At 74.7% G+C, this 12,146-nt stretch carries 15 protein-coding genes; all 15 read left to right on the top strand.

What is annotated here, in order from left to right; translation table 11 throughout:
• Positions 1-2: 2 nt before the first annotated feature.
• Positions 3-389, top strand: coding sequence for a flagellar export chaperone FliS (gene fliS, locus HL054_RS00655; protein WP_369136753.1), 387 nt, complete (start codon positions 3-5; stop codon positions 387-389).
• Positions 386-772 (top strand): hypothetical protein, encoded by a 387-nt coding sequence (locus HL054_RS00650; RefSeq protein WP_369136752.1) that lies wholly within the window; start codon positions 386-388, stop codon positions 770-772. The genes fliS and HL054_RS00650 overlap by 4 nt, the downstream gene beginning before the upstream one ends.
• A 254-nt stretch (positions 773-1,026) precedes the next feature.
• Positions 1,027-1,374 carry a flagellar basal body rod protein FlgB gene (gene flgB / locus HL054_RS00645; RefSeq protein ID WP_369136751.1) on the top strand — a complete coding sequence of 116 codons (348 nt, stop codon included), beginning with the start codon at positions 1,027-1,029 and terminating at the stop codon, positions 1,372-1,374.
• 1 nt (position 1,375) lies between these two features.
• Positions 1,376-1,780: a flagellar basal body rod protein FlgC gene (locus HL054_RS00640; protein WP_369136750.1), complete on the top strand. Its 405-nt coding sequence runs from the start codon at positions 1,376-1,378 to the stop codon at positions 1,778-1,780.
• Positions 1,781-1,782: 2 nt separating this feature from the next.
• On the top strand, positions 1,783-2,124 hold the full coding sequence (locus tag HL054_RS00635; protein ID WP_369136749.1) for a flagellar hook-basal body complex protein FliE: 342 nt from the start codon (positions 1,783-1,785) through the stop codon (positions 2,122-2,124).
• Complete coding sequence (fliF, locus tag HL054_RS00630) at positions 2,124-3,680, top strand: flagellar basal-body MS-ring/collar protein FliF (protein ID WP_369136748.1); 1,557 nt, start codon at positions 2,124-2,126, stop codon at positions 3,678-3,680. The genes HL054_RS00635 and fliF overlap by 1 nt, the downstream gene beginning before the upstream one ends.
• 213 nt (positions 3,681-3,893) lie before the next feature.
• Complete coding sequence (fliG, locus tag HL054_RS00625; RefSeq protein WP_369136747.1) at positions 3,894-4,967, top strand: flagellar motor switch protein FliG; 1,074 nt, start codon at positions 3,894-3,896, stop codon at positions 4,965-4,967.
• Entirely contained in the window at positions 4,951-5,838 is an 888-nt protein-coding gene (locus HL054_RS00620) for a FliH/SctL family protein (RefSeq protein WP_369136746.1), read from the top strand. The genes fliG and HL054_RS00620 overlap by 17 nt, the downstream gene beginning before the upstream one ends.
• Positions 5,835-7,151: a FliI/YscN family ATPase gene (locus tag HL054_RS00615; protein ID WP_369136745.1), complete on the top strand. Its 1,317-nt coding sequence runs from the start codon at positions 5,835-5,837 to the stop codon at positions 7,149-7,151. Before HL054_RS00620 ends, HL054_RS00615 begins: the two co-directional genes overlap by 4 nt.
• The gene (locus HL054_RS00610; RefSeq protein WP_369136744.1) at positions 7,148-7,603 is read left to right on the top strand and encodes a flagellar FliJ family protein; all 456 of its coding nucleotides are present in this window, start codon (positions 7,148-7,150) and stop codon (positions 7,601-7,603) included. The genes HL054_RS00615 and HL054_RS00610 overlap by 4 nt, the downstream gene beginning before the upstream one ends.
• Positions 7,591-8,541 carry a transglycosylase SLT domain-containing protein gene (locus HL054_RS00605; RefSeq protein WP_369136743.1) on the top strand — a complete coding sequence of 317 codons (951 nt, stop codon included), beginning with the start codon at positions 7,591-7,593 and terminating at the stop codon, positions 8,539-8,541. The genes HL054_RS00610 and HL054_RS00605 overlap by 13 nt, the downstream gene beginning before the upstream one ends.
• Positions 8,538-9,926 carry a flagellar hook-length control protein FliK gene (locus tag HL054_RS00600; protein ID WP_369136742.1) on the top strand — a complete coding sequence of 463 codons (1,389 nt, stop codon included), beginning with the start codon at positions 8,538-8,540 and terminating at the stop codon, positions 9,924-9,926. The genes HL054_RS00605 and HL054_RS00600 overlap by 4 nt, the downstream gene beginning before the upstream one ends.
• Positions 9,927-9,941: 15 nt before the next feature.
• Positions 9,942-10,400, top strand: coding sequence for a flagellar hook assembly protein FlgD (locus HL054_RS00595; RefSeq protein ID WP_369136741.1), 459 nt, complete (start codon positions 9,942-9,944; stop codon positions 10,398-10,400).
• Positions 10,401-10,457: 57 nt separating this feature from the next.
• Positions 10,458-11,714 (top strand): flagellar hook protein FlgE, encoded by a 1,257-nt coding sequence (locus HL054_RS00590; protein WP_369136740.1) that lies wholly within the window; start codon positions 10,458-10,460, stop codon positions 11,712-11,714.
• A 144-nt stretch (positions 11,715-11,858) separates the two neighbouring features.
• Positions 11,859-12,146, top strand: a complete 288-nt coding sequence (locus HL054_RS00585) for a flagellar FlbD family protein (RefSeq protein ID WP_369136739.1) — start codon at positions 11,859-11,861, stop codon at positions 12,144-12,146.

The raw sequence follows: 12,146 nt of genomic DNA, 5'->3' as shown, positions 1-12,146 counted from the left end.
CGATGAGCACCGCTTCCCTCCGCGCCCGCTACCTGGGCGACACGGTCACCACCGCCTCGCCGCAGCGGCTGCTGGTCATGCTGTACGACCGGCTCGCGCTGGACCTCGAGCGTGCGCACGCCGCCCTCACCGCCGGCGACCGCGACGCGGCCACCGAACAGCTGCAGCACGCGCAGGACGTCGTCTTCGGGCTGCTGGAGAGCCTGCAGGTGGACGCCTGGGAGGGCGCTCCCCGGCTGGCGGCGCTCTACAACTGGCTGATCTCCGAGCTCGGCAAGGCCATCCTGAAGGGCGACCTGCGCCGGGTCGCCGACTGCCGGTCGATCGTCGAGCCGCTGCGCGACGCCTGGCGGGAGGCCGCCGCCTCCCTCGCCTCGAGCCCGGCATGACCGCCCGCGGCACCGCGGGCGACTCCGCGCGCAACCGGGTCGGGGACTTCCCCACCCTGGTCGGCGAAGCGCGGAACTGGCCGGCGGTGCTCAGCGCCCTCGAGGGCGACGTGTACGAGGCCGAGGAGACCCTCGCCCGCGGCCGGGCCGAGGAGATCGCGGCCTGGGGACGCCGGCACACCGACTGGATCCCGCCCAGCAACCTCGGCCCGCTCCCCGACGACCTGCGCGAGCGCGCGGCCCGGCTGCTGCAGCACCAGCTGGCCGTCGCCGAGGCGCTGGTCGAGCGGATCACCCAGAGCCAGAAGCAGCGCGACGTCGCCGCCCGGATGTCCTACGCGCCCACCCGCCCGGTCGCCTCGTTCATCGACCGGGCGCTCTGACCCCGCTCCTGCACTCCCCCGTCCCCGGGTCGAAGCCCCCGCTTCGACCCGGGGACGGTTGCGTTGTGTGACCGTGCGCCCACGTACGGGTGCAGCTGGTCATGGTCGGGCCCGGCACTGCCGATGACAGAGCTGCACGGAACGCACCATCTCGCCACGGATCGGCGGCCCCCCACGCGCACAGGTTCCCCTGTGCGCGCGTCCCGCCGTACCCGGAGGTACCACGTGCCCCGTCGCTCCCTGCCGAGCGCCCGGTGATCACCGACTCGACCATGACGGCGCTGCACGCGTCCCTCACCGGACTCCAGCAGCGTCAGCGGGTCACCGCCGACAACATCGCCAACGTCCAGACGCCGGGCTTCCTCGCCGGCCGGGTCGACTTCGAGTCCACGCTGCAGTCCGAGATCGCCAACGGCGACGTGCCGCAGGTCGGCCGTCGCGCCGTCACCCGCTCGATGGACCCGACCCGGACCGACGGCAACAACGTCAACCTGGACACCGAGACGATCATCCAGACCGAGACCGGCCTGCGGTACCAGCTGGCGATCAGCGCCCTGGACGGCAAGTACGCGCTGCTGCGCACCGCCCTGCGGACGCAGTGACGTGAGCACGTTCGACACCCTGCGCATCGGCGGGTCCTCGCTGTTCGTCCACCGCAAGTGGATGGACGCCGTCTCGGACAACATCGCCAACATCAACACCGTCGCCGCCCCCGGCGAGGGCGCCTTCCAGGAACGCATGATCGTCGCCGAGGCCGTCCAGTACGGCTCCGGCCAGGGCGGGGTGCGGGTCGCGCGCAACGAGCTCGGCAGCGCCGAGGGCCGGATGACCTACGAGCCGGACAACCCGCTCGCCGACGACGAGGGCTACGTGCGGTACCCCGACATCGACCTGGGCGACCAGATGACCCAACTGCTCATGGCGCAGCGCGGCTACCAGGCCAACCTCTCGACCATCCGAGCCGCCACCGAGGCCTACCAGATGGCCCTCCAGCTCGGGAAGGGCTGACCATGACCTCCCCCCTCAGCGGCATCTCCTTCGGGATGCCCTCCGTCGGCATCCCCGGGGTCACCGACGTCACCGGCGTCGCCGGGGCCGCGAACGCCTCCTCGGTCCGCTCGGCGTCCGGCGACGGCGGCTTCGCCGCCGTGCTCACCGGCCAGATCGACAGCCTCAACGCCGTCCAGGGCACCGCGGACTCCCTGGCGCTGCAGGCGGCCACCGGCGACCTGCAGGACGCCCACGACTACATGATCGCCAGCACTGAGGCCCGGCTGGCCACCGACACCGTGGTCACCCTCAAGAACTCGGCGGTCCAGGCCTTCACCGAGATCATGAGGATGCCGATCTGATGCCCGCAGCCCTCGCCGGCCCGCTGAACCGGGTCAAGGCCCTCCTGTCGACGATCAGCCTCGGCCAGAAGATCGTCATCGGCCTGCTCCTCGCCGGGCTGGTCCTCGGGGGCTTCATGTTCACCCGCTGGATCACCGCGCCGACCATGACGCCGCTGTTCAGCAACCTGGCCTCCAGCGACGCCTCGGCGATCGTGGAGGAGCTCAACGCCGAGGGCGTCGGCTACACGCTGGCCGACGGCGGGCAGACGATCATGGTCGCCAACGAGCGGGTCTACGACCTGCGCCTGGCGATGAGCGGGAAGGGCCTGCCGGCCGGGAACGAGACCGGCTACGCCCTCCTCGACGAGCAGGGCATCACCACCAGCGAGTTCCAGCAGCAAGTGTCCTACCAGCGCGCCCTCGAGGGCGAGCTGGCCAACACCCTCAAGGCGCTGGACGGCGTCAACGGTGCCGTCGTCCACATCGCGCTGCCCAAGGACGAGGTCTTCGCGACCGACGAGGGCAAGCCGACCGCCTCGGTGCTACTGGACCTCGCGCCGGGCACGAAGCTGGGCGGCGAGCAGGTGCAGGCGGTGACCCACCTGGTCTCCTCCAGCATCGAGAAGATGGACCCGGCCGACGTCACCGTGGCCGACTCCACCGGCGCGGTCCTGTCCGCCGCCGGCGAGGGCGCCACCGGCGCGGCCTCCGACGCCCAGAGCCAGCAGGAGCAGGAGTACGAGGCCCGGCTGGCGGCCAACGCCCAGTCGATCCTGGACACCGTCGCCGGTCCCGGCAACGCCAAGGTGTCGGTCCGGGCGGACCTGGACTTCTCCCAGCGGGACACCACCAGCGAGAGCTACACCTACGTCGAGGGCACCCCGGCGCTGTCGGAGACGACGACGACCGAGACCTACACCGGCACCGGGTCGGCCGTCGGCGGCGTGCTCGGCGCGGAGGACACCGGCACCGCCGGCAGCGGCGACTCCGCATACGACAAGAACTCCACCACCGCGAACAACGCGGTCGGCAAGACCGTCGAGGTCGTCCAGGGCGCGCCCGGGGCGATCACCCGGCTGACCGTCTCGGTGGTCATGGACGACGCCAACGCCGGCGCGCTCAACCAGCAGCAGATCCAGGCGCTGGTGGGCAACGCGGTCGGCCTGGACGTGACCCGCGGCGACGCGATCACCGTCGCCGCGATGGCGTTCGACACCACCGCCGCCGAGCGGGCCGCCGCCGAGCTCAAGGCGGCGGAGGAGGCGGAGAAGACCGCGCAGATGTGGTCGATGGTCAAGACCGGCGGCATCGCGCTCGGCATCGCGCTGCTGGTCCTCGTCGTCTGGCTGCGCTCCCGGCGCGGCCGGGAGGAGTACGAGGAGCTCGACGAGGAGCCGCTGGAGTACGAGCGCATCCAGGTCGAGAGCATCCGCGACCCCGAGCTCGACGACCGCCAGGCAAAGCTCGAGTCGGCCAAGCGCGAGCGGGTGCGCGGCGAGATCTCGGAGATGGTCAGCGACCGCCCGGACGAGGTCGCCACCATGCTGCGCGGCTGGTTCGCCGAGTCGAAGTGACCCCGGGGCGCCTGCGCCCGCACAGCACGGACGTCCGGCACCCCCGGGGCCGCACCCTGCCGGGTGCGGCCCCGGACTGCCGATGGAGGAGGTGGACGCCGGTGGCGTCCGTGGACGAGGAGAACCGACAGTGAGCGCCTCGAGGACGACGAGCGAGCGAGCATCGCAGGGAGCGCCCGTGACCGGGCCGCAGGACGAGTTCGGAGCCGAGCAGTGAGCATCGCCAGCGTCGAGCAGCTCGCCGGGGTGCCGGCCCAGCGGTCCGCGCAGGTCGCCGTGCCGCGCAAGGAGCTCCCCGGGCTGCGCAAGGCCGCGGTGCTGCTGGCCCAGCTGTCCCGGGAGGAGGCCGGCGCCGTCCTGGCGCAGCTGCGCCCCTCCGAGGTGGAGAAGCTGACCGGCGAGCTCATGCGGCTGGAGAACGTCGACGGCGGCGACGTCGACGACGTGCTCACCGAGTTCCACACGCTGATGAACGCCCGCCGCTTCGTCGGCACCGGCGGTGTCGAGTTCGCCCGCGAGGTGCTCGCCGCCGGCCTGGGCGAGGAGCGGGCCGACGGCATCCTGTCCCGGCTCAACGTCGTCTACACCGAGCTGCCCTTCGCCTCGCTGCGCAACAGCGACGTCCGGCAGCTGGTCACCTTCCTCAAGGACGAGCACCCGCAGGTCGTCGCGCTCGTCCTGGCCCACCTCCCCGCGCCGCAGTCGGCCGAGGTGCTGTCGGGCTTCCCGCCGGACCAGCAGGCCGACGTCGCCTACCGGATCGCGATGATGGACCGCACGGCCCCGGAGATGGTCCGGATGGTCGAGGAGGAGCTCGGCCGCCGGATGGGCTCGCTGCTCGCCTACCAGGACATGGCCACCGTCGGCGGCGTCGAGACGCTGGTCGAGATCATCAACCGCTCCTCCCGGCCCACCGAACGGTCGATCCTGGAGTGGCTGGAGAACAGCGACCCCGAGCTCGCCGAGCGGATCCGCTCGCAGATGTTCGTATTTGAAGACATCGTCACGATCGACGACCGGTCGCTGCAGCTGGTGCTGCGCGACGTCGAGGCCAACGACCTGGCCACCGCGCTCAAGGGCGTCCGCCAGGACGTCCGGGACAAGGTGGTCCGCAACCTCTCCGAGCGCGCCGGGGAGAACCTGCTCGAGGAGATCGAGCTGCTCGGCCCGGTCCGCACCCGGACCGTCGAGGAGGCCCAGGCCAAGGTCGTCGCGGTCATCCGCACGCTCGAGGAGCAGGGCGCGCTGACCATCTCGCGGGGTGGTGAGGATGAGTTCGTCGCCTGACGCCACCGACGCAGCGCCGGCCCCGTGGACCCCCCGCGAGACGTTGCTGCTGCGCGGGGCCTCGGCCGCCGACGCCGTGCCCTACCAGCGCCGGGCCGAGGCACCGGTCTGGGGACGGCGGTCCGACCGCCCGGCCGCCGACGCGGTGACCCCGATGCCGGCAGCGCCACCCCCGCCGGCCCCGATGCCGCGCCCGGCCCGGTCCGCGCCGCACAGCACCCCGCACCTGCCCCCGGCCGCGGCCGGGGCGACCGGCGGCAGCCGCGCCGAGGCCGCCGCCGGCCGGGCCGGCATGCGGCTGGGCGAGGTCTACGCCGAGCAGCTCGGCCGGCTCCGCGAGGAGGCCCGCCGCGAGGGCTGGGCCGCCGGGCACGCCGAGGGCCTCGTCGCCGCCGAGCAGGTGGTGGCCGCCTCCGAGCAGGCCGCCGAGGAGCGGCTCGCAGCGGTGCAGGCGCGCTGGGAACGACGGCTCGCCTCGGCGACCGCCGCCATGGGCGCCGCCGTCGAGCGGCTGGACGGCACCGCCGCACCGGTGGTCGACGAGATGCGCGACAGCATCCTCGACGCCCTGCTGCTGCTGGTCGGCGACCTGCTCGGCCGGGAGCTGGCCATGTCCGCCGCGCCCGGCCTCGACGCCCTGCAGCGGGCGCTGACCCTGTGCCCCACCGACGTGCCGGTCGTCGTCCGGCTGCACCCCGACGACCTCCGCGAGGTGCCGCCGGAGGCCCTCGCCGCGCTGCCCGGCTCGGTCACCGTGCTCGGCGACGAGTCCGTGGAACGCGCCGGGGCGCTGGCCGAGGCCGGCACCCAGCGCGTCGACGCCCAGCTCGGCGCCGCCCTCGAGCGGGTCCGCGAGGTGCTCCGCTCGTGACGGCCCTGGACGCCTCCGACCTGATCGACCGTGCCCGGGCCGCCGCCCGCCCGCAGCTGACCGGCATGGTCACCGGCGCGATGGGGCTCACCCTCACCGCCGAGGGCGTCTCCGCCGCGGTCGGCGACCTCGTCGACGTCACCACCGGCACCCGGCAGCTGCTGGCCGAGGTGGTGGCCGTGCAGCGCGAGCGGCTCACCTGCATGCCGCTGGGCGACCTCTCCGGCGTGCGCGCCGGCGCCCGGGTGCGGGCCACCGGCATGCCGCTGCAGGTGCCCGTCGGCGAGGCGCTGCTGGGTCGGGTGCTCGACGGCCTGGGCCGGCCGATGGACGGCCGCGGGCCGCTCGGTTCCGGGGTCCGGTACGTCGACCTCACCAGCGAGACGCCCAACGCGCTCACCCGCGCCCGGGTGCAGCGCCAGCTGGCCACCGGCGTCCGCGCCCTGGACACCCTCGTGCCGGTCGGCCGGGGGCAGCGGCTGGGCATCTTCGCCGGCTCCGGCGTGGGCAAGTCGACGCTGCTGAGCCAGATCACCCGGGGCACCGACGCCGACATCCGGGTGATCGGCCTGATCGGCGAGCGTGGCCGCGAGGTCCGCGAGTTCCTCGAGGAGGACCTGGGTCCTGCGGGGATGGCCAACACCGTCGTCGTCGTCGCCACCTCCGACGAGCCCCCGCTGGTGCGGCTCAAGGCCGCCTTCGTGGCCACCCGGATCGCCGAGGGCTTCCGCGACCAGGGCCGCGACGTGCTGCTGATGATGGACTCGATCACCCGCACGGCGATGGCCCAGCGCGAGGTCGGGCTGTCCGCCGGGGAGCCACCGGCGACCCGCGGCTACCCGCCGAGCGTCTTCGCGATGATGCCCAAGCTGCTGGAGAAGGCCGGCACGTCCACCACCGGGTCGATCACCGGCCTGTACACCGTGCTGGTGGACGGCGACGACCACAACGAGCCGATCGCCGACACCGCCCGGTCCATCCTGGACGGGCACGTGGTGCTCACCCGGAAGCTGGCCACCGCCGGCCACTTCCCCGCCATCGACGTGCTCGAGTCGATCTCCCGGGTGGCCACCGCGGTCGTGCCGCCGCCGCAGATGACCGACGCCCGTGAGGTCCGCCGGATGATGGCCGCGCTGCGCGACGTGCGGGAGCTGATCGAGATCGGCGCCTACCAGCCCGGCAGCGACCCGCTGGTCGACCGCGGCCGCCGGCTGGTGCCGCAGATCGACGCCTTCCTGCGCCAGTCGACCGACGACCTGACGTCGCCCGCCGAGGCCTTCGCCCGCCTGCACGCGATCGCCACGACCGCGTGAGGCAGCCGGCCTTCCGGCTGGAACCGGTGCTGCGGGTGCGCCGCAACGAGGAGCGCGCGGCCGCCCTCGCGGCCGCCGCCGCGGCCCGCGACGCCGCCGAGGCGCACGCACGCGCCGAGCGCGACGCCGAGGCGCTCGCCGTCCGCCGCCCGCCGACCTCGGCCACCGGGGCCGGTTTCGTCGCCGCGATGGTCGCATCGGCCGCCGCGGCTGCCGATGTGTCTGCTGCACGGGCACTGGCCGTCGCCCGCACGGAGCAGGCCGACCTGGTCCGCGAGCGGTGGACCGAGGCCGCGCAGCGCACCAAGGGCCTCGAGCGCCTGCGCGAGCGGCACCTGGCCGACCTGCGACGGGCCGCCGACGTGGCCGAGACCCGGGTCGTCGACGACCTGGTCACCCGCCAGCACGGCGCCGCACGACGACGAGAGGAGGAGGGGACGTGGACGGACTGACCGCGGTGCACAGCCGGATCGGCCAGATCCAGGCGCGCTTCGCCGCCCCCCTCACCACCCACGCCACCTGGGCGCGCGCCGCCTCCGCCGCCGGCCTCACCGGCACGGACGCGGCGACCACCCCGACGGCCGCGGCCGCCACCGGCTCCGGTGCGGAGGTCGTCGGCGCCGCCAGCAAGTACCTCGGGGTGCCCTACAAGTGGGGCGGCACCGACCCGGCGACCGGCCTGGACTGCTCGGGGTTCACCCAGCGCGTCTACGCCGACCTGGGCATCAGCATCCCCCGGACGTCGTCGCAGCAGGCCACCGCCGGCCGCCCGGTCGCCTCGCTCGCCGAGGCCCAGCCCGGCGACCTGGTGTTCTTCGACAACACCTCCTCGCGGGCCGGCATCGACCACGTGGGCCTGTACATCGGCGGCGGCAAGATGATCGCCGCGCCCCAGGAGGGCGAGGTCGTCAAGGTGCAGGACGTCGGCAACCCGACCCTCATCCGCCGCGTCCTCCCCGACCGCGCGAGCGCCGCGACCACCCCGGCCCCGGCCGCCGGCGGCAGCGTGGCCGGGGTGCCCTACGCCGACCTGTTCAACCAGGCCGGCGCCCGGCACGGGGTCGCCCCGGCCCTCCTCGCCGCCGTGGCGAAGACCGAGTCCGGCTTCAACAGCTCGGCGGTCTCCCCCGCGGGCGCCACCGGGCTCATGCAGTTCATGCCGGCCACCGCGAAGGGGCTCGGGGTCGACGCCACCGACCCGGCGTCGGCGATCGACGGCGCCGCCCGCTACCTGGCCGGCCTCACCAAGCAGTTCGGCTCGACCGACCTGGCGCTGGCTGCCTACAACGCCGGCCCCGGCACGGTCCAGCGGTACGGCGGCGTCCCCCCGTACGCCGAGACCACCTCCTATGTCCAGAAGGTCAAGAGCGCCGCGGAGGCCTACTCATGACGAGCCCGACCACCTTCCCGGTGGCGCCGCCGGCGGCCCGCGCCGGCGGCTCCGCCCGGCCCGCAGCCGGCGACCGGGGCCCGGCGTTCGCCAGCGCCCTGGACGACGCCCTCGGCGGCGGCCGCACCCCGCGGACCCCCGACCGCGGACCGGACCGGGCGGCCGGCCGTGCCGCGGACCGGGCTGCCGACCGCGCCGCCGACCGCGCCGCGGACCGGTCGGCGCTGCGCCGTCCCAGCGACCCCGCGCCGGCGACCGGCCCGGCCGAGGACGGCGCCCGCACCGACGGGACGGCCGAGGACGCCGTCCCCGAGCCGACCGCGCCCACCGTCGTCCCGCCCGGGCTGTGGGCGCTGCTGGCCGCCGCCGCACCGCTCACCACCGACGCGGGCACCGACGCCGCCACCGCCGCGGCCGGGTTGATCGGCGCCGTCACCGGCACCGGCCCGGCCACCGCGGCAGCGATGTCGCCCGCCGCCCCGGCCGTGCCCACCGCCGTGCTGACCGCGCCGCAGCTGCCGGTCGTCGACGCCGGCCCGGTCCCCGCCGCCCCGCTGCCGGCCCCGCCTCCGTCGGCCCCCGCGCCCGGTGCCCCGACGGTCGCCGCCGGTCCGGTCGCGGCCGCGACGGCGCTGCTCGCGGAGGCCGCCGGCCTCACCGTGGTGCTCGACCCGGCGTCCGCGCCGACGGCCGCCCCGGCCGGGGACGCGGTGCCCGGCCTCGCGGTGCCGCCGCCGGCGACCGGTGGCGGCGACACCCCGGACACCGCCGACGGCGGGACCACCGCCGCGCCGACCGAGCCGCTCGCCCAGCCGACGGCGCCGGCCACCGACGCCGACGCCGTCTTCTCCCTGGCCGGCCCCGCGCCGACCGCTGCGGCCACGCCGGTGGCGGCGGCTGCCGGAGCGGCTGCGCCGGTCGTTCCGCAGCCCCCGGTCGCCGACCAGCTCACCCCGCAGCTCGCGGTGCTCCGCTCGGCACCCGACGGCAGCCAGACCATGACCGTCGTGCTGCGGCCGGAGTCCCTCGGCGAGGTCACCGTCGCGGTGACCGTCACCGACGGGAAGCTGGACCTGGTGCTGCACGGTGCGTCCGACACCGGACGGCACGCCCTCCGCGAGGCGCTCCCCGAGCTCCGCCGCGACCTCGAGGCCGCCGGCCTGTCCTTCGACCGGCTCGAGGTCGACACCGCCCCCCGCGACGGCGGTCCGGGCCAGCGGAGCGCCCAGCAGCAGCTGCTCGACGCCCGCGCCGGCCAGCAGGGACCCGGCGGCCAGCAGGCTCCGCGCCCCCGCGGCGAGGACTCCCCCGCCCCCCACGGTCCGGGCAGCGCCGCCCGTGCCGCCGACCAGTCCGCGTCAGCCGGCGTGGACGTCCGTGTCTGACCAGGAGACCGCTCGATGACCACCCCGATCGGCACCGTCGGCACGCCGACCACGAACGCCACCACCTCGGCGAACCGCAACGACCAGATGGGCAAGGACACCTTCCTCAAGCTGCTGGTCGCCCAGATGCGCTACCAGGACCCCAGCAACCCGACGAGCAGCAGCGAGTTCATGGCGCAGACGGCCACATTCACCCAGGTGGAGAAGCTCGAGCAGCTCGCCTCCCAGAACGCCGAGCTGCTGACCCTGCAGCGGTCGCTCAGCGCCGGCGCGCTGGTCGGCAAGCACGTGGCCTACACCGCCGACGACGGCACCACCGTCACCGGCGCGGTCTCCTCCGTGGTGGTCACCAGCGGCAGCGAGCCGCGGGCCGTCATCGGGGACAAGGCGGTCCCGCTGGGCCGCATCACCGAGATCACCCTGCCCGAGGTCGTCGCGCCGGCCACCGGCACCCCGGCCACCCCCGCCGGCTGACCCCGCGCACCCGACCCGCCCCCCGCACTCCCCACCCCACACGAGGAGCTCCTCGCCATGCTGCGTTCCATGTTCTCGGCCATCTCCGGCCTGCGCGCCCACCAGACCAAGCTCGACGTCGCCGGCAACAACATCGCCAACGTCAACACCGTCGGCTTCAAGGGCAGCCAGACCGTCTTCGAGGACACGCTCAGCCAGGTGCTGCGCAACGGCTCCTCGCCCAACGGCACCACCGCCGGCACCAACCCGGCGCAGGTCGGCCTCGGGGTCAAGGTCGCCGGCATCACGACGAACTTCGGCCAGGGGTCGACCCAGAACACCGGCCGGGCGAGCGACTTCATGATCAGCGGCGACGGCTTCTTCGTCACCAAGGTCGGCAACGAGAGCCTCTACACCCGGGCCGGCTCGTTCGACACCGACGGCGTGGGCAGCCTGATCACCCCGGACGGCGCGAAGCTGCAGGGCTGGATGGCCAACGGCGCCGGCGTCATCGACGCCAACGGCCCCCTGGTCGACCTGCGGATCCCGACCGGGCAGGTGCTCGCCCCGGTGGCCACCACCGGCGCCGGGCTGGCCGGCAACCTCTCGGCCTCGGCCACGGCCGCCTCCGGTGCGGTGACCTCGCAGGTCAACATGTACGACGACCTGGGCAACGCGCACCCGGTCAGCGTCACCCTGACGAAGATCGACCCGGTCGCCCCGGCCACCACCTCGAACGACTGGTCGCTGAGCTTCGCCGACGGCAGCAAGACCCCGCCCACCCCCCTCGGGACGACGACCGTCTCCTTCACCGCCGCCGGGGCCCTGGCCTCGCCGGCCACCTACACGATCGCCGCCCCCACCGCCGCGACCCCGGCCTGGACCAAGGCCGTGACCATCGACCTGACCGGCCTGACCCAGTTCGGCGGCAAGAGCGACGCCGCGGCGAAGACCACCGCGCTGAGCGGCTCGGCCATGGGCGTCCTGGAGGGCTACTCGCTGGCCAACGACGGCACGATCGTCGGGCTCTACTCCAACGGCCTGCGGCAGTCGATCGGGCAGCTCGCGCTGGCCACCTTCACCAACCCCGGCGGCCTGGAGAAGGCCGGCAACAGCTCCTACCGGGCCGGCGACAACTCCGGCAACCCGCTGGTGGGCCAGGCCAGCACCGGCGGCCGCGGCACGCTGTCGGCCGGCGCGCTGGAGATGTCCAACGTCGACCTGGCCGAGGAGTTCACCGGGCTGATCGTCGCCCAGCGCGGCTTCCAGGCCAACAGCCGCGTGATCACCACCTCCGACGAGATCCTGCAGGACCTGGTCCAGCTCAAGCGCTGATGACGCGGCCGGGCGCCCGGCCGCCCCGACGGGGCGGCCGGGCCGCCCGGCTCAAGCACCCCCCTCGACGCGCCGATGACCCCGGTGCGGCGCGTCGAGGCCCGCACCGGCGCCCCCGCCGAACCGACCTCCTGGAGCAGCTCCGTGATCCGTCTGACGCGCCTCAACGGCGAGCACTTCGTGCTCAACGCTGAGCTCATCCAGCGCGTGGAGGGCCACCCGGACACCGTCGTGACGCTCCGCGACGACACCAAGTACGTCGTCACCGAGACCGTCGACGAGGTGGTCCGCGAGGTCCGCGACTACCGGGCGAGCATCCAGGCGATCGCCTTCCAGATGGACCGCGGGGAGCACCGCATGCCGGCCGCGCACCACCCGAAGGGCACCGAGGACTCCTCGGTCGTGCCGTTCCCCACCCGAGAAGAGCGCTGA

The sequence above is a fragment of the Modestobacter versicolor genome, assembly GCF_041028285.1.
Taxonomy (GTDB): domain Bacteria; phylum Actinomycetota; class Actinomycetes; order Mycobacteriales; family Geodermatophilaceae; genus Modestobacter; species Modestobacter versicolor_A.
The sequence above is the reverse complement of the archived record's forward strand: the minus strand, read 5'-3'. Positions and strand labels throughout refer to the sequence as shown.